General features: G+C 47.1%; 12 protein-coding genes and 1 CRISPR repeat array. Of the genes, 3 read left to right on the top strand and 9 right to left on the bottom strand.

Annotation, left to right across the window (positions count from 1 at the left end; translation table 11 throughout):
- The first annotated feature begins 142 nt into the window (after window positions 1-142).
- Both recN and ACTIE0_RS04020 read left to right on the top strand, forming a co-directional pair.
- Window positions 143-1906 carry a DNA repair protein RecN gene (gene recN, locus ACTIE0_RS04025; RefSeq protein WP_006624648.1) on the top strand — a complete coding sequence of 588 codons (1764 nt, stop codon included), beginning with the start codon at window positions 143-145 and terminating at the stop codon, window positions 1904-1906.
- A gap of 46 nt (window positions 1907-1952) precedes the next feature.
- Window positions 1953-2849: a hypothetical protein gene (locus ACTIE0_RS04020; RefSeq protein WP_006670771.1), complete on the top strand. Its 897-nt coding sequence runs from the start codon at window positions 1953-1955 to the stop codon at window positions 2847-2849.
- A gap of 105 nt (window positions 2850-2954) precedes the next feature.
- Window positions 2955-6165: direct repeats of the CRISPR family, unit length 37 nt; unit sequence GTTTCCGTCCCCTGACGGGGAATTGGTAGGGTTGGAC.
- A 331-nt stretch (window positions 6166-6496) separates the two neighbouring features.
- On the opposite strand, the gene cas2 is transcribed toward ACTIE0_RS04020, so the two are convergent.
- Window positions 6497-6781 carry a CRISPR-associated endonuclease Cas2 gene (gene cas2 / locus ACTIE0_RS04015; RefSeq protein ID WP_006624641.1) on the bottom strand — a complete coding sequence of 95 codons (285 nt, stop codon included), beginning with the start codon at window positions 6779-6781 and terminating at the stop codon, window positions 6497-6499.
- A gap of 50 nt (window positions 6782-6831) precedes the next feature.
- A complete protein-coding gene (gene cas1 / locus ACTIE0_RS04010) occupies window positions 6832-7806 on the bottom strand; it encodes a CRISPR-associated endonuclease Cas1 (RefSeq protein WP_006670768.1) in 975 nt (324 codons plus the stop codon).
- Window positions 7807-7963: 157 nt separating this feature from the next.
- Between cas1 and ACTIE0_RS04005 the strand changes: the two genes are divergently transcribed.
- Window positions 7964-8122 carry a hypothetical protein gene (locus ACTIE0_RS04005; protein ID WP_439516841.1) on the top strand — a complete coding sequence of 53 codons (159 nt, stop codon included), beginning with the start codon at window positions 7964-7966 and terminating at the stop codon, window positions 8120-8122.
- 39 nt (window positions 8123-8161) lie between these two features.
- Here the strand turns inward: ACTIE0_RS04005 and ACTIE0_RS04000 are convergent, their stop codons facing one another.
- From ACTIE0_RS04000 to ACTIE0_RS03970, 7 genes are all read right to left on the bottom strand, one after another.
- The gene (locus tag ACTIE0_RS04000) at window positions 8162-9262 is read right to left on the bottom strand and encodes a putative CRISPR-associated protein (RefSeq protein ID WP_006670767.1); all 1101 of its coding nucleotides are present in this window, start codon (window positions 9260-9262) and stop codon (window positions 8162-8164) included.
- Between the two features lie 61 nt (window positions 9263-9323).
- Complete coding sequence (locus ACTIE0_RS03995) at window positions 9324-10643, bottom strand: TIGR02710 family CRISPR-associated CARF protein (RefSeq protein WP_439516840.1); 1320 nt, start codon at window positions 10641-10643, stop codon at window positions 9324-9326.
- A gap of 84 nt (window positions 10644-10727) precedes the next feature.
- Window positions 10728-13148: a TIGR03986 family type III CRISPR-associated RAMP protein gene (locus tag ACTIE0_RS03990; protein ID WP_050786927.1), complete on the bottom strand. Its 2421-nt coding sequence runs from the start codon at window positions 13146-13148 to the stop codon at window positions 10728-10730.
- Window positions 13145-13723: a type III-D CRISPR-associated protein Csx19 gene (gene csx19, locus ACTIE0_RS03985; RefSeq protein ID WP_439516839.1), complete on the bottom strand. Its 579-nt coding sequence runs from the start codon at window positions 13721-13723 to the stop codon at window positions 13145-13147. Before csx19 ends, ACTIE0_RS03990 begins: the two co-directional genes overlap by 4 nt.
- Complete coding sequence (locus ACTIE0_RS03980; RefSeq protein ID WP_439516838.1) at window positions 13720-15267, bottom strand: RAMP superfamily CRISPR-associated protein; 1548 nt, start codon at window positions 15265-15267, stop codon at window positions 13720-13722. Before ACTIE0_RS03980 ends, csx19 begins: the two co-directional genes overlap by 4 nt.
- Window positions 15268-15270: 3 nt before the next feature.
- Window positions 15271-17703: an RAMP superfamily CRISPR-associated protein gene (locus ACTIE0_RS03975; protein ID WP_006670441.1), complete on the bottom strand. Its 2433-nt coding sequence runs from the start codon at window positions 17701-17703 to the stop codon at window positions 15271-15273.
- Between the two features lie 15 nt (window positions 17704-17718).
- Complete coding sequence (locus tag ACTIE0_RS03970) at window positions 17719-19476, bottom strand: Cas10/Cmr2 second palm domain-containing protein (RefSeq protein ID WP_006670440.1); 1758 nt, start codon at window positions 19474-19476, stop codon at window positions 17719-17721.
- Between the last annotated feature and the right edge of the window lie 231 nt (window positions 19477-19707).

Genomic DNA, 19707 nt, shown 5'->3' with positions numbered 1-19707 from the left:
GACTTTGAGACGTGATCAGATGATTTCTGAACAGGCTGGAGAGGGACTTTGAGACGTGATCAGATGATTTCTGAACAGGCTGGAGAGGGACTTTGAGAAGGGACTTTGAGATGTGATCAGATGATTTCTGAACAGGCTGTATATGTTGATATCACTGCGGATCGAAAATTTTGCCTTAATTGACCACCTGGACCTGGAATTCGGACCGGGGTTGAATGTGTTTACGGGGGAAACTGGGGCGGGTAAGTCGATTATTTTGGATGCAGTTGATGCGGTATTGGGGGGAAAGGTCGATCGCCGTAGTATTCGTACAGGTTGCGATCGCTCTATTTTGGAGGCTTGCTTTGAGGTAGACCCTGGTTTGATTGACTGGTTTCGACAACAGGAAATTGACCTGGTAGATGGTTCCCTGGTAGTCTGTTGTCGGGAATTGGTGGTAAATCAGGATAAGTTTCGCAGTAGATCCCGATTAAATGGCATTCTGGTCGGTCGTGGAATTATAGACCGTCTGCGCGATCGCTTTGTGGAAATTACCGCCCAAGGTCAGACGGTACAGTTGGGGAAACCGGCGCTACAACGGGAATGGTTAGACTTGTATGGGGGAAGTAATACTCTCCGGTTGCGGGAAAGGGTTGGGGAGGCTTATATGCGCGCTAGGGAGGTGCAAAACGCCCTACAAAAACGCCGCCAAGACTCCCAGCAACGGCTACAGCGTATAGATTTATTGCAATATCAAATTAGGGAACTGCAAAATGCTAATCTGACGGATGCGGGGGAGTTGGAGGCTCTACAACAGGAACAACAGCGCCTCAGTCATGTGGTGGAGTTGCAGCACCAAAGTTATGGCATTTGTCAAGCCCTCTATCAGAATGATAAGGGAGAATTGGCCGCGGCGGATCTGTTGAGTCAGGCGGAAATGGTTTTGCGGGACTTGGTGGAATATGACTCCCAACTTCAACCTATTTTGGCTATGGTGGAAGATGCTTTAGCACAAGTGACGGAAGCCGGACAGCAAATAGGGCGCTATGGTGAACAGTTGGAGTCGGACCCGGAAAGACTCCAGGAGGTGGAAGACCGCATTGCTGACCTCAAACAGATTTGTCGGAAATATGGTCAGACTCTCCGTGAGGTGATGGATTATTATAATGCCATTGAGCAGGAGTTGGCGCAACTGGAGGATGGGGAAAATTCCCTGGAAACTCTGGAGAAGGCTTATTTTGAGGCGCAGGGGAAACTTAAACAAGTCTGCGACCTTCTCAGGGGGGAACGTGAAAAAATCGCCCGTGGTCTGGAAACTCATCTGATCGCCGAGTTGCAGCCTTTGGCTATGGATAGTGTCCGGTTTCAGGTGCAAATTACCCCCACTTCCCCGTCACCAATGGGCGCTGACCAGATACAATTCTGTTTGAGTCCTAATCCCGGTGAACCGATTAAACCTTTGAGTGAGACCGCTTCTGGGGGGGAAATGAGTCGGTTTCTGTTAGCCCTGAAAGCCTGCTTTTCCCAAATTGAGGGGTCGGGAACTTTGGTTTTTGATGAAATTGATGTGGGGGTGTCGGGACGGGTGGCTACGGCGATCGCTCAAAAATTATACCAGCTTAGTCATTGTCATCAGGTTCTGTGTGTGACTCATCAACCTCTGGTGGCGGCTATGGCGGATCATCATTTTCGGGTGGCGAAGGTGGTTATTGGTAACTCTCCCCAGGATACCGAGGAGGCGGTTAAACAGCGGACGGTGGTGCGGGTAACGGTCCTGGATACTCCGGGGCGGCGGGAAGAATTGGCTCAGTTGGCTAGTGGGCGATCGGTTCAAGAGGCGATCGCCTTTGCGGAGTCATTACTAACCCAAGCGGCTACCCTCCGTCAAGCCAGGACACCGCCTTTGACACAGACTCAAGCCGTTTGAGAGACTCCCTAGATTCTAGCAGTTTAACTTATTGTCAACCCGCGCCATGCGAATTTTAGTTACTATTCCCCACTTTTTTAACTCCCAGGGAGACGCTACCCACGGGTCTCTGAGTAAGGATCCGCGACCAAGGTTAATTGGACTAACCATGAGTTTAACGGCATTGCGCGCCCTCTATGACCAACGCCAATGTATTATTGATATTGGGAAATGTGAGGCTTTTGGGGTTAATAACGCCCAGGATAATATACTTGATATTCTCCTTTGTACCACCCAGGACTGTCACCTGCTTAATCAACTGCAACTTCCCCCTCGGTTTTACCGCCATTGTCCCACGGAAGCCGAACCGATGAAATTGGGGTTTGAGTGTCAAGCCTTGCTGCGAGATGCTCTGGGAAAGTATGATTATTATTGTTATATGGAGGATGATTTAATTCTCCATGACCCCTGGTTTTTTGTCAAGTTGGCTTGGTTTAATGCTTATGGGGGGGATGATTGCCTTTTGCAACCTAATCGTTATGAGGTATCCCCCTACGGACCGATTAATAAAGCCTATGTGGATGGGGATTTATTACCCCATGTAACCGCGAAGTTTCAAAATATACGCGATCGCCCCCAATTGGTGGGTAAAGTGATGGAACAACCCATTCAATTTAATCGCAGCTTAAACCCCCACGCTGGCTGTTATTTCCTGAATAATAACCAGATGGAACATTGGGTAAAACAGCCTTATTTTTTAGACCGCGATAGTAGTTTTGTGGGTCCCCTGGAAAGCGCGGCGACGCTGGGAATTATGAAGAGTTTTAGGATTTATAAACCGGCGCCTGCTTATGCTAACTTTCTGGAAATTCAGCATTTTGGTTCGACTTTTTTAAGTCTCATTGGTAAGCAGGTGAGGTTAGGAAATTCCCCCCAACCAACTAATCAGGAAGTGGAAGGTTAATTGATGGGAAATATCTTCTCCTCACACGGTTTCCCAACCCCCCCCACACTTTGATTAACAAGACTTCACCATTGGCGCTTTTTTGACCACTCGGTTTTATCGCCGGTTTCCATCCCCTGGTGGGGAATTGGTCGGGTTGGACACTGACGCCAAAATGGAGGGCGATCGCGCCGTTTCCGTCCCCTGGTGGGGAATTGGTAGGGTTGGACACTGACGCCAAAATGGAGGGCGATCGCGCCGTTTCCGTCCCCTGACGGGGAATTGGTAGGGTTGGACATGGCGGACACCGAGCGCTCTCAGATTGCAGAAAAGCACTACAGTTAGTTTCCGTCCCCTGACGGGGAATTGGTAGGGTTGGACCAAAAACTCAGGTGGCTCCTTCAGCCCCTTCTATTGCCAAGTTTCCGTCCCCTGACGGGGAATTGGTAGGGTTGGACCCCACATTTGTAGTGGGTATCCTTGGATGCCTGCCAAAATAGACAGTTTCCGTCCCCTGACGGGGAATTGGTAGGGTTGGACCTTGGGTAGGAGCCGACATTATCCAAGCGGTAGAACAGGCATAGTTTCCGTCCCCTGACGGGGAATTGGTAGGGTTGGACAATCGTTGCAGCAATCGCTGCAGCGATCACGGCCATTATCGTTTCCGTCCCCTGACGGGGAATTGGTAGGGTTGGACAATTCGTAAGATTTTGCGGCTGAACCCATCAAGGATAGTTTCCGTCCCCTGACGGGGAATTGGTAGGGTTGGACTGAAGCGGCACTACGCCCATGTGGCGGTGCCCACCGGGTTCGACTGTTTCCGTCCCCTGACGGGGAATTGGTAGGGTTGGACCTCTTGCTTGCAAGAGGTCGCTGCGCCTCTGCGAAGCAGAGGAGTTTCCGTCCCCTGACGGGGAATTGGTAGGGTTGGACTTAAAAGGAGAAATAAAATGATTCCATACTTTTATAAAGTATGTTTCCGTCCCCTGACGGGGAATTGGTAGGGTTGGACCAATCTTGGGTCAATAAAGCGATCGCTTGGACTAATGGATTAGTTTCCGTCCCCTGACGGGGAATTGGTAGGGTTGGACGACTTTTCCCGTTATCGCTAATAGCGATCGCGGAAACCAGGGTGGTTTCCGTCCCCTGACGGGGAATTGGTAGGGTTGGACTTAGATGACGCTGAAGTAAGTCTCACCCATATCCAGGGGGCGTTTCCGTCCCCTGACGGGGAATTGGTAGGGTTGGACTTTCTTCGTATACAATTTGTGAGTCAGACTCAAGAATTGTAAGGTTTCCGTCCCCTGACGGGGAATTGGTAGGGTTGGACCTGATGACTATATTAAACTGGAGGCAGAAACCACGTCCATCAGTTTCCGTCCCCTGACGGGGAATTGGTAGGGTTGGACTCGACCATCCTGTGCTGACGGGCATGATTCGGGAAGCTTGGTTTCCGTCCCCTGACGGGGAATTGGTAGGGTTGGACCTTAGGTGTTACCCCTTCGGCTGCACCTGCTTTAAGGAATTGTAGTTCGTTTCCGTCCCCTGACGGGGAATTGGTAGGGTTGGACTCTTTAGTTTATATGAGTCCTACGAGTATTACCGTGACTGGGTAAGTTTCCGTCCCCTGACGGGGAATTGGTAGGGTTGGACCACTGGACAAGAAGACAAATAGATTACCAAATGGTAATCTACTCTGGTTTCCGTCCCCTGACGGGGAATTGGTAGGGTTGGACCCGACCATTTAGGGGAACAAGCCCGATGGATAGCATCCTGCTATGTTTCCGTCCCCTGACGGGGAATTGGTAGGGTTGGACCTTGACTGGAGAAAGTATGGATTAGAGATTGATGTGGAATTAGGTTTCCGTCCCCTGACGGGGAATTGGTAGGGTTGGACGGTCCCATTCCCCGGTAAAGGGCGAAAATACTTCGTTCTAGTGGTTTCCGTCCCCTGACGGGGAATTGGTAGGGTTGGACTTGATTTGAAAATCGGAAACCGTTGGGCGACTTTTGTGAAAGTAGTGTTTCCGTCCCCTGACGGGGAATTGGTAGGGTTGGACCCTATTCCAGCTTTAATGAAAGGGCTTGCCCAACGGGGGTTTCCGTCCCCTGACGGGGAATTGGTAGGGTTGGACTTTGGCTAAAGGGACGATACAGCAATTATCAAAATCATCTAGTTTCCGTCCCCTGACGGGGAATTGGTAGGGTTGGACCCACACTACAAACAAATTTTATTGGTTGGGGGTTGACGCTACAGTTTCCGTCCCCTGACGGGGAATTGGTAGGGTTGGACATGGGTTGACTCCGTGAACTAAGTTGATTAGAGAGAGTCCTTCAGGGAGTTTCCGTCCCCTGACGGGGAATTGGTAGGGTTGGACAAAGAAACTTCCACCCTATTCTCATCGGAGAAAAACGATGGTTTCCGTCCCCTGACGGGGAATTGGTAGGGTTGGACTCATTATCACACCCGCGTTTGCGGGTGTGATGACAGCGATAGTTTCCGTCCCCTGACGGGGAATTGGTAGGGTTGGACTTAACGGATCATACAATAGAAATTACGTTGCAGATTCAAAAGGAGTGTTTCCGTCCCCTGACGGGGAATTGGTAGGGTTGGACGAGTTTGTGAAGGAAGTGGCGAAGCTGGGCAGCGAACCAGCCATGTTTCCGTCCCCTGACGGGGAATTGGTAGGGTTGGACGAAGCCATTAAAGAAGCCATAGGACTTAGCCAATACAAATAGTTTCCGTCCCCTGACGGGGAATTGGTAGGGTTGGACCTACTCAGATTACTCAGCAGGGAGAAACCGAGGTGCTCGTTTTCTTTGTTTCCGTCCCCTGACGGGGAATTGGTAGGGTTGGACGGACAAAAAGCAAAAAAATCACCCCCGCGCAAAGAAAATTAAATGAGTTTCCGTCCCCTGACGGGGAATTGGTAGGGTTGGACGAGACAAAAAAAGGGGTGAAAAGAAACCCTCGAGGTGGAGTTTCCGTCCCCTGACGGGGAATTGGTAGGGTTGGACTACTGACATACGAGATAACGGTAGGGGAGTGTTACTGGGTGTTTCCGTCCCCTGACGGGGAATTGGTAGGGTTGGACCGTAGTGGGGAAAAATTCAGCGAGAACAACTACCCAATCTGGTTTCCGTCCCCTGACGGGGAATTGGTAGGGTTGGACAAGGGGTTTTGAGAAATTTCTTTTTTAGTCAACATGATTAGAAAGTTTCCGTCCCCTGACGGGGAATTGGTAGGGTTGGACATTTGGCTAGATATTCCTCCAGAAGAAAGTTTAGCCCGATTAGCCAGTTTCCGTCCCCTGACGGGGAATTGGTAGGGTTGGACCCTATACCTTTGGAAACCTTACAGTATGCGGTTTTCAAGGTGCGTTTGCGCGAGAGCACGTAGAAGGTGCTTAACAAAACTTTACAGGCCTGTTTGGCGCGAGTAAATTCGTTTGTTTTGCGATGTTTTTATATTATCAGGAGTTGTGCGAGACTGTCAACCCCCCAAAAAACAAATTTCTCTTTTTTTAGCTCAAGTTTATATCAGGTTTCTGTTGTATCCTCGTCGCGCCATATTATTAAAAAATGCAATATAACTTTACATTGCTGAAAATCATTGGCTCAAAGGCATTTCAGCCCCAAAGTGATGAAAAATGAGACGATCGCAACCCTTACAAAATGAGAAAGTCTGGTGGTTCGTAGGGAAGCGGTCCCCCGTAGACCTTAACCTGAGCTTTGGTGGAGGGATTGAGGGGATAAGCCCGCAGACTATCCTTTTCTAAATTCAAAACCTTTAGCCACCGCTTATTCAATAAGTCCTCCAGAATTTTTTCCTCCAGGGGACACTCAAACACCGAATACTGAACCCGCTGACACCGCTGTTCCAACAACTTCGCCAAAAGTTGGCGACGCTTGTCGTCCCTCACGTCGTAGCAAACCAACCAAAAATTCGCCATAATGATATCCTTCTAAAGACTTGAGAGTAGGATCTGATGCACCGATTAGTTCACCGAAAAATAAAAGCCTCATAGTCCAGGCGAGTTTCTACCAGACAACGACCCAGCGATCGCGCCTGCTCTAAAAGGATCTGACTTAGTTTCAGCTTCCGATGTTGGGGGGGATATAAAATAGAATCCTGGAGTTGGCGTTCCAAGTGTCCCAAGTACAGCTTTTTCGCCGTTTGTCCCAACCAGATCCCCTCCTCCTCCCCCGGTGCGGGTTCAAAATCGTTAGGATCAATCAACCGACTGTTAACTATAGCGATCGCCACTCGATCGACCACCACCGGGCGAAATTCCTCCATCAGATCTAGTACCAAATTGGGCCGAAATGGGGCGATCGCATGAAAAAACCCCAAATAAGGGTCGAACCCCGCCTGAACAGTCGCCGCAAATACCCGCGCCAACAAAACCCCATAACCCCAACTCAATAGGGCATTAACGGGATCTTTAGGTGGGCGGCGGTTGCGTCCGGTGAACTTCCACTCCGGGGGAAACCAGTGGGTTAGGGCTTGGAAATAAATGCGGGCACAGAGCCCCTCAACTCCCATCAATTCATCGCGCGCGAGGGGAGTTTCTGTCTGTTTCAAGCGGGGAAGGTAGGAGGCGATCGTGTCGATCGCTTCAGTTAATTGGGTGATTTTACCGTGAGTTTCTCGGTTGCGTCGCTGGAGAAGGTATCGCTGGTTACGGACTTTCCCCAAAATTAGCTTTTGGGCCAGAGCCATGCCGAAGGTGGTGTCCAGGGCGCGATATTGGGCGAGTCTTACCGTCGGGTTGGTGTGAAAGTGTCCCTGGAGACGGCCGCGAAACCGTCCGTCTTGGCGTAGGAAAATGGTTTCGATGCCACGATCAAGAAGTTGGGCGATCGCCCTATCGGTTAACTGAACGCCGGGAAGTATCACCACTAAATCAATTTCCCCTAGGCGGCAAGTTGTGGAACCTTTGGATTGCTCAATTATGACAGTTCTTTTGGTAATCATGCAATATGGTTTCCCAGTCCCCCTCCCCCCTGGGATTCCGATTTAGGGTGAGGGTAATCTTTCCGGCTATTTCCCTGCTGTAATTATCGCACCTTTGGGATGATTTACTGTCATCACCTATACAGTCTTAATTTTCGAGATTTCTCTAGCCGGAGGAATGGTGAGCGATCGCCCCATGTTATCTCTGTCGCCGCGCAATGGTTGGGAAATGCTGATGTCCGATGCTCCAGAATTGTATACCCCAAGTGCAACCGCCAACGCCACCCCCCCTCTCTCCCAGAAATCATCAAATCAAAATCCCTGGGGTTGCCGCTGAGTCACCCCCGCTTAAATCGATGGGATTTACAACGTGAATTTACTGGCTAAATTCCTGTTGGAGATGAATAGCAATGGTATTGGTTTCCGCGAGATTTCGTCCCGTGGTCTGGATGCAAATACCATAACCCTTATCTGTCCAAGTTAGCACAAACTCCACAATCCCATTGGGGTAGGTGCGGCGAATCGGTGTTTTTTGCTGAGAGTTAAAAGGCAGAGAATTGACAATCTTTTTGACATAGGGTGAACGGCAAACTTTTTGAGAAAAAGCCATCAATACATCTTTGCCATGGTCATCTCGAAAACTGATATTTTTCGCCTCCGGTTTAGTGTCATCTTGGGGAATTAGCGCTAAAATTGCCGTTTCCTGTTTCGCGAATTGTAGGCGCGATCGCTCATTAAATAGCACCCCCATAGCCGACAAACTAATCAAATCATCTTCCCGGTCTATCAAAGATGATAAATAGGGGTCGTCGATGTCAGATTCTACTAGGGAGACTTCAGCCGTTTGTTCAGTTTCCAGATATTCAAACAGTAAATAGTTGTTCAGCCAAAAAGCTAAATCTAGGGCGACTGGTTGGGGGGGAAGTTCGATGACTTCGGAAAATTTCTCGAATAGGTAATAGACCGGAATTCCTAGGGCTTGTCCAATCATTCCCGCGAAGGAAATTTGGGCTTTATATCCACCGGTAGCATTAATGGCGATCGCTTCCGGGGAAAACGTGCGAACCTCGGTGCTAATTTGCTTAACCAAATTTTTCAAGCCTTTTTGTCGAAAATCCTGGACGCTATCATCACGCAGTCCGCTCAAAACTCGATATTCAACCTGTTGAAAATTGAGGGGATTTCTGGTATAATCAAAATAGAGTTTCAGCAGATTTCCCATGGCTCTGCCATCATCAGTATCTGATACCAAAAATATCAGACGGTTGCGGTCTGCCAAAAAGCCCTTATCACAAATACTGGCGATCGAGTTAATTTCCGCCCCACAAAGGCGATCGGTATTCCTACGTTCCAGCAGCAGAAGGGATAACTGTTTCCAGTTTTGGGCATTAAAAGCCCCTTGAATAGCCGCATCATCAGAGCGTTTTAGGTTATTCAGCAGGCTAGTTCCCACGGTGCAAATGAGTGTATTTCTCATGATAATCTCCGATTAGTACATAGGGATTAAAGCGATCGCTCTGATAGGAGAGCAGGAAAAATTATATCTCCCAATGTTGGGGAAATTGAACGAGAGACGATGATTTTTCTGACACCACTGACGCGATCGCCTCTCGAATAAATGGTGCGATCGCTGCTTCCAATTGTCGGTAATCTGATTTCGTCACCGGACGCAATCCGTGGGCTAAAATCGAGTAATTCCGAACTTGCAGTGCGTTTTGAATTCGATTAACTGACGATTCAAATAATTTTCCAATTGGATCGTCTGGAAAAGCCTGTAGCAAAGTGTAAGCTCGGAACAGAGGAAGCTGAATTTTTCCGGCGGGCGATCGCGATGTTTCGTACTGGGGACGCACTGTTTCCGGCAGCTTTTCGAGATCTACATCACCTGTTTTGATTCCATAAGCCTCCCAAAGTCGCACCTGTTCGAGAAGTTCCAAGGCGCGATACAGTCTGGCAACGGCATCATCGTACCTCGCCAGTATTGCCCGCCGTTCTGCATTCAGCAATACATCTTCTACAATCTCATAACCATGACCTTTGATCGACTCCGGTGCAGTGAAGTTATCTTCTGTCGCCGGGGCAAAAGCTTCGCGACTGCCCATCACCCGCTTGAGGAAAAGGATTGGCTCTCGCAACTGGGGATATTTCAGATAGTTTTGAAGGTATAACCAGGCTTCTGCGTGATCGAAGCGATCCCATAAATCAAAACCCATACAGCAGTCGAGCCACAGTTGAACGCGATTAACATTATCTCCTGACAATTCCCGTTCTTGCAGCAACGTTTCCAACTCTGCAATAGCAGCGGGATAGTTGTACTGTCGCAAAAATGCCGGAAGCACTTGTGAAATCGTCCGTTCCACCGTTACCGCAGATGTCGTGGCACGCCGAACTCGTTCCCCCCGTTCAACTTTTACCAAATTTCGCCGTGTACTACTGGTGACATAGGTTTCAAGTTTATCGTCGAGGGCTACCTGTGCTAATGCCACAGACATGGTTTTTGTTCCCCCAGTGTAATCGGCGAGCAGTTCCACGTTGGCATTGTTGTTTCGCGCCTCCCGCACTTTCAGGGCAATTTTACCGTAACACTCGGACAAGTCGTCGGGATTGCTAACGAGAATAACGTCTCGGTCGGGATCGAACTTGTCACCCAATCCCAGTTGCGTGGGAATGTTCGGAAGGCTCTCGACCACCTCGCTACCTTGGCGGACTTCGCAGGGTTTCCCTTCTCCAATAATTTGCGACTGGCTTCCTTTCGGACCGTCGGAACAGATAAAGACGACGCGATCGGGTTTGAGACTACCTACAGAAGTCAGAATTGGTTGTGGCGATCCGCCAACGGTAATAAATAGAATTTTCATGTCAAAAATGATGTTGAAACAATGTTTTTTATTGGGATGACGGAGAGTGGAAAATTTTCTAGTCATCTCAACAAAAGTGGACGATTAATTGGGTGCTATCGGCAAAGAAGAGGGTTTGTCAAGAGCGGGAAGTGAAAGCTTTAAGCCCGGGTTATTTCCTCGGCTACGTTCGTTTTCAACAAACCAGTTGAAGGCTTCACCCTCTGGCGTCGGTGCTTCGGTAACTCGCGGATAACGAACTGCGGCATTATCGTCAAACCCTTTCGCACACCGGCAGAACGCGACGATAAAGGGTACTTTCTCAAATGCCTTGCCGTTTCCATAAGTGGCTTTCACTGCATCCTGATAAACCCGAACACAGTGTTTGACATCGATCGCTTCGACTTCTGCATCATCAGGCAGTAGAGTTTGATAAAACTCCGACCAATTCTTCCCTTTACGGAGGTCAGTTTCGGATTCTACCAAATCCAAACGGACGCTACCAAAACCGAGGGATTTTCCCCCACCCAAGCGATGATAATGGATATCTGGCAAGGTCAACAGATACAACAGCGCACCGAGTTCGACATCGGATAAGTTGGTGACATCAATATCAAAGGTAAACTCTGCCCCCACCTTCACCCAACTTTTCATCGATCGATTTTGGTCGTCCCGCTGTTCCGCGCCATCTTTTTTCGGACGGCGATATTCTTGATAATGCCCCATCATCGGTTTTTGGGTGCGATCCTGCTGGGGATTGTCCCAATATCCTGCTGGTAAACCTTGGTGGTGAGGATAAACTTTGCGGCCTCGTATACTTTGTTCATCACTACTTTCATAAGCACAATCTTTATCAATTCCTTGTTCTAATGGAATTCCTTGGCGATCGTCTGCACAGTAGAAACGTCCTTGTTCGGGTTTGGGCTGTCCTAGAATTGCCAGGGGTACACCTCCCTGATTAAATGTTGCGATCGGCTCGTCACTCATGCAAGTGACACTATGAACTCTAAGATGTCCTTTATAGGACCCTTTGCCTTTTTGATTGACCCAGCCAAACACGCGATCGGCGGGTGAAAGTTCTTCCTTTTTAGTCGCAGGTTTTAAGGTGTGATCGAGCAAGCTTTCAGGAGATGTTGCATATAAACCACGAGTGATCATCACGGGGTACAAATCCTCAATTTGGTACGCTCCATCTTCTTTTTCAACATGGGCATAGCAGAGCGTGCCATCCGAGAGTTGACATTCTTTTTCCCCACCCGTAATGTGTCTTGACCAACGAGAATTGTTTAAAGCCGGGGGAGAGGTCATGCCCTTTTTTATTTCGTCTTTATGGATATCTTGGTAGTTGGAAATCAGTTCACGCCACTTTTGCTTCAACTCATTTGTCAAGGGCAAGGAAATCGGTTGTCCTTTAACAAAGAAAACACGCTCATCATGTTTTCGATCTATGTTTTTGTTGGTCACGCAAACATAACCTTCTATTTTCACCATTTGCTTGCCTGTCGGTTGATGATTGCCATGACCTGTTGAGGGCTGCGGTTCGTTTCCTAGATTCTGTCCATAAGGAACAATTTTTTTAACCTTCCAATATTTGAATATGGTATTTTGGTGTTTTCCTTTTTTAGCAAATTCCTCAATCCAGGCTTCGACTTTTTGTCCATGTTCTGGCAAAGAGTGATCGGGGTATTTTACAGCAAATTTGGCAGTCCCTACACCGTTTCTTTCATAACGGGGCAACCAAGCAGCATACATCGCTCCTTGTGGCTTTCCATCTCTTGAAATTGCGGATGTTCCAGGATATAAACAAACTTGCCCATTTTCAATGCGGGCGGGAACCATTTGCAAACCGGTATTCGCTGGCATTCGGTAAGCTAAACGTGCATCATGTTTCTCAAAAATTGATAACCGAGAATTAGTCACTGCTTCATAATCCGATCGCAGCATTCCTTTAATCGAAGTGGGTGGCAAGTAAGGTTTACCATCTGCACCCAATCGCACCGGATAGGTTTTATGATCGTTGTTTTCCGTCATTTCCGAGGCATCGGGAATTAACAGTGGTGTGATCGTTTTGAGTTTGACTGAAATGCGTCCCGTCCAGCGATCGGAATGATAGCATCCGTGTCCGACTGGTTTGCGATCGCCTAATTCTGGATGGTCAGTTTTGCGAGGTGGTGCCGGAACAAAATTGTAGGGATTGTGGAAGTTCTTCGGATTCACATTCTTGGGAGCTTCTGAGGCTTCAGACGATGCTTCTGGGAGAGTATCCCGATCCCAAGGTTGACCTTCCTCACGCATTTTTAAGATGCGATCGCCCTCTTCTTCAAACAAGACTTTGACAGTCAATGTCTGCATCGTTGTTTTGACTTTTTGAAGGAGTGCTATGGAAATTTGTTCTTCAGGAATGCTGGTGAAAGGTTTCTGCACAAATTGTCCTTTTGAGTTTGTATAAGAAAACTCAAAACTTCTATTTGAATTTCCTTTTTGATTGATTTGAACTTTGACTTTGACGTTGCCAAGACTCATCATTTTGCCTCCAATTTAACTAAACGTTCGTCAACAACTGCAAAATTTCCAAAATCGTCAATCTCAGCGAAATACTCCAGAGAACAAAGGTAAACTCGCTGCTTTTCCTTCAGCTTCCCATCTAAAGGAATATCCAATTTACCAATCCGGGCTTCTGCCAGCCGTTGCCAGCCTTGAGTTGTGACAGTATGAGTTGCTTCTCCCCAGAGTAAGTATTGTTGTTTGAGTGGTTCACACGATTTCGATTCGATCAACGAGAATGCGTCAATCTTAACTTCGGATTCTGATAACAAGACAGCATTTACCTGGCCATCGTCGCAGTTTAACCATCGCAACTCGCAGTTTTGATTAAACACTCGCGCCTCAAAAACATCTTCTAAAGAGTTGGGAGCGATCAACTTACCATCCGAGGCTTTAAACTGAGTCTCGCTGAGTTGGGCAATCTGACAGCTACTCGGTGAGTACAAAAGCGCGATCGCACCTTCGAGAAGTTCACTGCAAGATTGAATTGCTTCAGCCAGTGTCACATCCTGGTTACTTCTGTAAGTATATAATATCGTGTCTTTTGGATTGGTCATACTACCTCCTTCTGAGTTTGTTTATCAATCCAATTCTGCCATGATTGGGTCAATTTTTCCAACAATTTTTGATCCAGATTTGACAAATTGAATGCCACTGAAATTTCCCCTTTTAAACCTGGTAAATTATTGATGTCACCATTGGCGTTGAATTTCATGTCCGTCACCGCCACAGTTCCCATGCCGCGATTCGTGCCGTAACCGATGGGAATCTTGCGGTTGGCGAAGTCTCGCAACACAAAAAGCAACAGTGCGATCGCCGGTTGAAGCAAATCTTCGTGATACTTATTTAATCGCGCCAAATCCACCTGCAAACCGATCGCCTCCCACTCCACGCCAATGGGTTCCAAAACACTGTAAAGCATCCCGTCCGCTGCGCCTCCCGTCCAGCGATCGACCGCAACGTGCATCGCCGGTTGGAGTTTTTCGTAAGGATTGCCATTACCTCCGACTACCTTTTGTAATTTGTTCTTTAAATTATTGCTCATCTCGGTCGCATTTTCAATATCTGACCAAGCAGCCTCAGACATGGGAATTGTGGCATAACAATCGTCAATCGAAAGCATCCCGATCTGTCCGTTAGATTTCGACTTTCCGTTGTTTGATTTACCCAAATTCTTTTCAGCCGAGCCGAACAAAACATCGACCAGTGAAACTTGTAACTGTTTGTCAAACTGCACATCGGAAATGTCAATTTGACGAACTGTGCGGACAATGCGTTCGGCGTGAGCGCGAAGCACGCCCTTAATGGAACTGCCGGGAATCACGAATCGCACGCCGGAATCCACCTGACTCACCAGAGGCAGCATATCGATCGCAATCCCATCCCCCTCCGCTTTCACCATCACCGGATCGCGAGGTTTCCAGGCAATTTCAACACTCAAATTTTCAGGGGCTTTATATTCATGCTTGTCTTTAATATTTGTCCAATTTTGAGTTTTTCCCCCGTTAATCAAGGCATCAAACAGACCCTCTGCATTGTTGAGAGATTGTTTTTCAATCTTCGGGTTGTGCAGTTGAACTCGTCCGAGTCCCCGGGTTTTTGCTGCACCGATGCGGATATCGCCCCGTTCGATCGCTTGCAATAGTTGCCAGAGTTCGGCAGGAGGTTCACCATTCTGAGAATCGAATGTAATATTGAGCGGAACTTTGACCCCTTTGGGCAAAATCGCACGACTGTATTTAAAGCGATCGGCTGCCGTTCCGGTTTGGCGATTTATTCCCACCCCTTCGCGGATTTCGATGGTCTTGTTCCCGGTAATTTCGGCATCATCAATGATTATGAAACTCGCGCCGTGTTGGTCGCTTTCATGGTCGCCCCAAATGTCTTTGATTTGTCCTTTATTCTCGTCGCCGAGTAAGCTATCCATCCATCCCCGAAAGGCTCCCGCCAAACTCGTCCCCGGAATGTAATAGTTGCCGCGACCGTTAACCGCTAAGGCTAAATCAGTATCCGCATCACCCCCTACACCACCCACATGGATGGGGGTTTTTGCTATTAATGTGCCACTAATTTTCCAGCGTGTTTTAATTTCTCGTGCCATGGTTTATGCCACCTCCTCAGATTGTTCTTTTTGTTCTTTTTCTAGGTCACGTTTGTGGCCGCGAATCATGGCATCAACCAAAGTCCGAACGGCTTCAGCCCATAAATCGGCTTTCAGTTTGGTTTTGCCATTGTCAGTGATAGTTAAGTCTTTCGATAATTTATCAACCTCCAATATTTGCCAAATTTTATCGAAGTCTGTCACAAGTTCTTTGATATCATTAAGACTCGTACCCGTCCATTTTTCTTTCCGATTTTCAACTTTTTTAATTGCCTCAATCCACCCAGTAACGGAATTTGACTTGTTTTGCTCTGTCAATTTCCCCATCACGGATCGCAATCCTCCTAATTGACTCATCGGGGGCTGACTTTCTCCGCCAGAAATGCCAATTCCGAGAACTTCTTTTCGTTTTTGAGGATTGGCAGCAACGGCAACAGCCTGATTTTGAATCGCTTCTCGCCATGCCGCTGTTTCAATCAATCGAGCATAGTCAAAAACTGAATTTGAGACTTTCACGTTGTTACCAGAATTGGAGGATTTAGACAAAATGACTGACTTGGGTTTGGTATTTTGGGATAATTGATTATTGCGCGTAAAACCTGATAGTTTTTGAGTCAATAATAGAGGGTCGTTAAACAGAATTTGTCCGTACCCTTCTGATCGGCGATCGCCTATTCCTTTCGCCTCCAGTTCAGCGATTTTTTCGGGAGCGATCGAGCCTTCTGTTACATGATAAACGATACAACTTCCAGCTTGCCAACCCACCATCGACGGACGAGGCAAACCCCAGCGCACCTGCCAGGATTCCGTCCGTCGCTGACGCAGCATCATCGATAATAAATCGTCAATTTCACGTTCTTTGAGTTTGACATTCAACTCCCGTTCCAACGCTTTTTTGAAATCATCAGGATCGACGGTCGGATTGAGGCGCTTTCCACGCATCAAAACATCAGAAACAAACCACACATAAAGAAGATTCTGCTGACTTCCTGTAGTTGCTTGAATGGGTGTTGGAGACTCTACTTCAATAGCGATCGCGCCGTATTGGTCTTTTTTGGATTGTCCAATCCGAGTGTTTCCGGCTAATTTCTGGAACCAGTTATTATCTTTTTCAGCGAGATGTTTTTCGACACTAGCGGGAATCCTCAACTCGGCTCGAAATGTGAGTCCGGCGGGAATCGCTTCGTAACTGTAAATACCACCCACCTCGCGAGTCGGACGTTGAACTTCATCCATAATAGTATTGTGGGTGTACAACTCGAAATCAATTTTTTGATATTCCGGCAATTCGGAATTGTTAAATTGACCGATATAACCGCCTCGTTCTCCTTTTAATTGAGTGTCATCGGGTTCGGATTCTTGAAAACGGTTGTAGACATTTTTGCCTTTACCCAAGCCACCATCGAGCTTTTCTCCAAACAGGCAAAATGGTGTCGGACGGCCCGCCACGCCATTAATTTCAATGGTGGCATTGGTAATAACGAGATGGTTTTGAGCGATCGCCTGACTGACATTGAGTTTATCCCCGAGTTGTTTATGTAGGTGGCGTAACAGATAGCGACCGGGAATATAATCGAGACATTCGACCACGTTTCCAACGGTTCGAGACGGCAAAACCAGGGGCGATCGCGTTTCGATTTTGAGCGGAACTTTATACCAAATCCCATTTGGCACTAAGTTGGGTGTTTGTGTATAACTCGGCAATTTGTCAGGTTTACAATCCGGACGCTCCTTTATACCGGCATGATTTGTCTCCAGCCATTTCAGCCAATTTTGCTCTTTATCATCAACTTTAATTTCACAGGTTCCGACCCCTCGGCGACGCTTTCCTCCCAAGCGATCGACCATTTTCGCCCCGGCTATAAGCAGAGCATAACAAACTTGTTGAACTGTTTGCAGTTCTCCGTCTGTGATGGATGTAATTTCGGAAAAATTAAATTGACAATCTGCACTCAATACAGCATTCATGCGAACCACTTCTTCAAAGCGGAGAAAATCTGGCTTGGCTGAACCAGTTTCAGCATCAATAGAAACGCCGGGTTTAATAAAAGCGATCGCCTGTTGCAGTTTGGGTTTTTCCGACAAAGCATCTCGTAATTTTGTATCAAGATGTGCCGATTGAATTGAGAGAGAGGCGGGACGGGGTTCGGTTTCGATCGCACCTTTCGCCAGAGCCGGTTGATCGCCAAATAGAAAGTTAACCCAGTTATTCCATTTTCCAGACGAGCCTCCATCTAACGCTTGGGCGACTTGTTCGCAGCCATCGCGTAAAATTCCCGTCAAACTTTTCGCGGGAATGTAGGGTAAACCATCGGCATCCCGTTGCACGATGCTATCAATTTCACCTCGGCCGGAGCCGGAGCCAACGTGCCAATCACTTTTCATCGTGATGGTTAAAGTGAAGTTGTTAGGTACGGTTAGGGTCGTGTTACTCATTAGAAATTCTCCATTTTACTGTTCTGAGGGATGGGTTTGCTCATTCTTCAAAAATTCTTGAGCGTCGAGTGCATCGAGAAACGACGTGATATAAATGGTTTCTGTGCGATTGTCTTTTTCCCGAGTGGTTTCGTAGAAAAGCGATTTATTGTCCTCACTCTCAGCAAATTGATCGAGGTTATATCGCTGTCGGATTAGCGCATATTGAGCGTCTGCTTCATCTTTACCAATAAACAAAGCGGTACGGATGGCATGGCTTTGACTGCTGGAAATCGGGGGGCGATCGCGGCTTTCCGAATCTTTACGATTGAGTAAATCAACACGCTGTTTCAACCGTTCCCACTCATGCTGTTTCGCCCACTCTTTGCCCTTAGCCGAAGTGAGATTATCCATATCACTGACAATGTAGGGGCGATTGTAAAGCAGGGTGGTATCTGAATCTCGTCCGAGTTTCTTGCGAATGCTGTCTAATTCGATACCGCTGGTGTCATAAAGAATGTGGAAATCAATTGCAGAACAAGGAAATGGTGTTTGATTTTTGTCGTTTGAATCTGGTGTGAGAACTTTGCGTTTCACATCTTTGGCAGATTTAATCAACTTTTCCGCCAGATCATAAGCAACTGAAAAGGGGAAATGTCGCTTGACAATGGAAATTCCAGCGCAGGCAGAAAGGCGATTCACCCCGAAGGCTGCTTGAGCCACTTCAGCAATGTGTGATTCGTTTTTAGTTTCCTTTTCAAATTCTTGTAAGAAAACTCGTGTAAACTCAAGAGCATACTCACCGTGACAGACAACTGTTAAATCGTCACCACCAACGATCAGTGGAACAATCGGACAGTTTTCAGATTCTTGCTTAAAGACTTTAATGGCTTTTTTAAAAGCTGCTTCCGTGCAAAAATCGAGAGCCAGAGAAAATTCTCGATATTTTTTGATGTAGTTTCGATTTGTTTTCTCCTGGCCAATATATTTTTCAAATTTGATGAAAATTTGCCCGAGTCCATTTCCATCTGCATGAACGACGGCAAGCCAGGGCATTTTATCGGAGTCAAAGCTATCTTCTAAAACCCGAATATTTGACAAAAGACAAGGATCAATTTCCATTAATCGCTCTCGTGCTTGTTTGGCAAACTGGCGCTTAATAGAACTCACTTTAGATGTGGGAGTTAAGTCTTTATCGTTATCGGTTAAAGACTCGAGGGTACAGGCTGGTAAACCACTCACCTTACACTCTGCAATAATAGGAACGCGCAAAAAACGAGTAGTTGGTGAGGGAAGACGCGATCGCACTTCTTCAAATTTTCGATGAACTTTACGAATCGCATCAGCAATTGTTGGTTTTCCATTAGATTGGGTGGCGTTCCAGTCAAACTCGACAAAAACTCCACAAAGATCTAAACCGGGTGCTTCTACTAGGGCTTTGCGCGTCACAAATTGAATGATGTTTCGAGCCGACTCTTCTGTTTTGACTAAAATTAAAGCTTTTCCTGAAGAAGCAACAATGATTTCGGCTCGGCAATTTGAATTGTTGTCTAGGGGCGGATTTTGTTGCGGAGCCATTAGCATTTGTCGCAATTTTGACGGATTTCGCCAATCTTTAAATAAGACGGTTTTATTTTCAATCGCGACTGCTTCGATCGCCCAAAAAGTACCCGCTTGGTACGTCACCTCAGACGCGCCAATATTTTCTTTGAGTTTGTTAGTCGAAAATATGAAACCCTGATTGCCAGATGTTTCGATTAAAACCAGATAATAGGTAGAGTCTAGTCTAGCCATTATTGTCAATCCCCATCATTTTATATCGCTGTATTAATGTCACTTCAAACCATCTAAAATGCTGATTATCGCAGCCAAGTGACCCAGTATTGCAACCTGATCGCCCCTCCTGCGGCGAAAGTTCTAAAAAAGGGTGCTACAAAATGTGGGTCAGTAGAATCTATAACCCTTACAGTGAGGCACTTTTACGATTTTGAACTTAATGCTTAAACGCCTAATGTTATCTCCTTA

Source organism: Limnospira sp. (assembly GCF_051859755.1).
GTDB lineage: Bacteria > Cyanobacteriota > Cyanobacteriia > Cyanobacteriales > Microcoleaceae > Limnospira > Limnospira fusiformis.
This window is presented reverse-complemented; position numbering and strand designations above follow the sequence as displayed.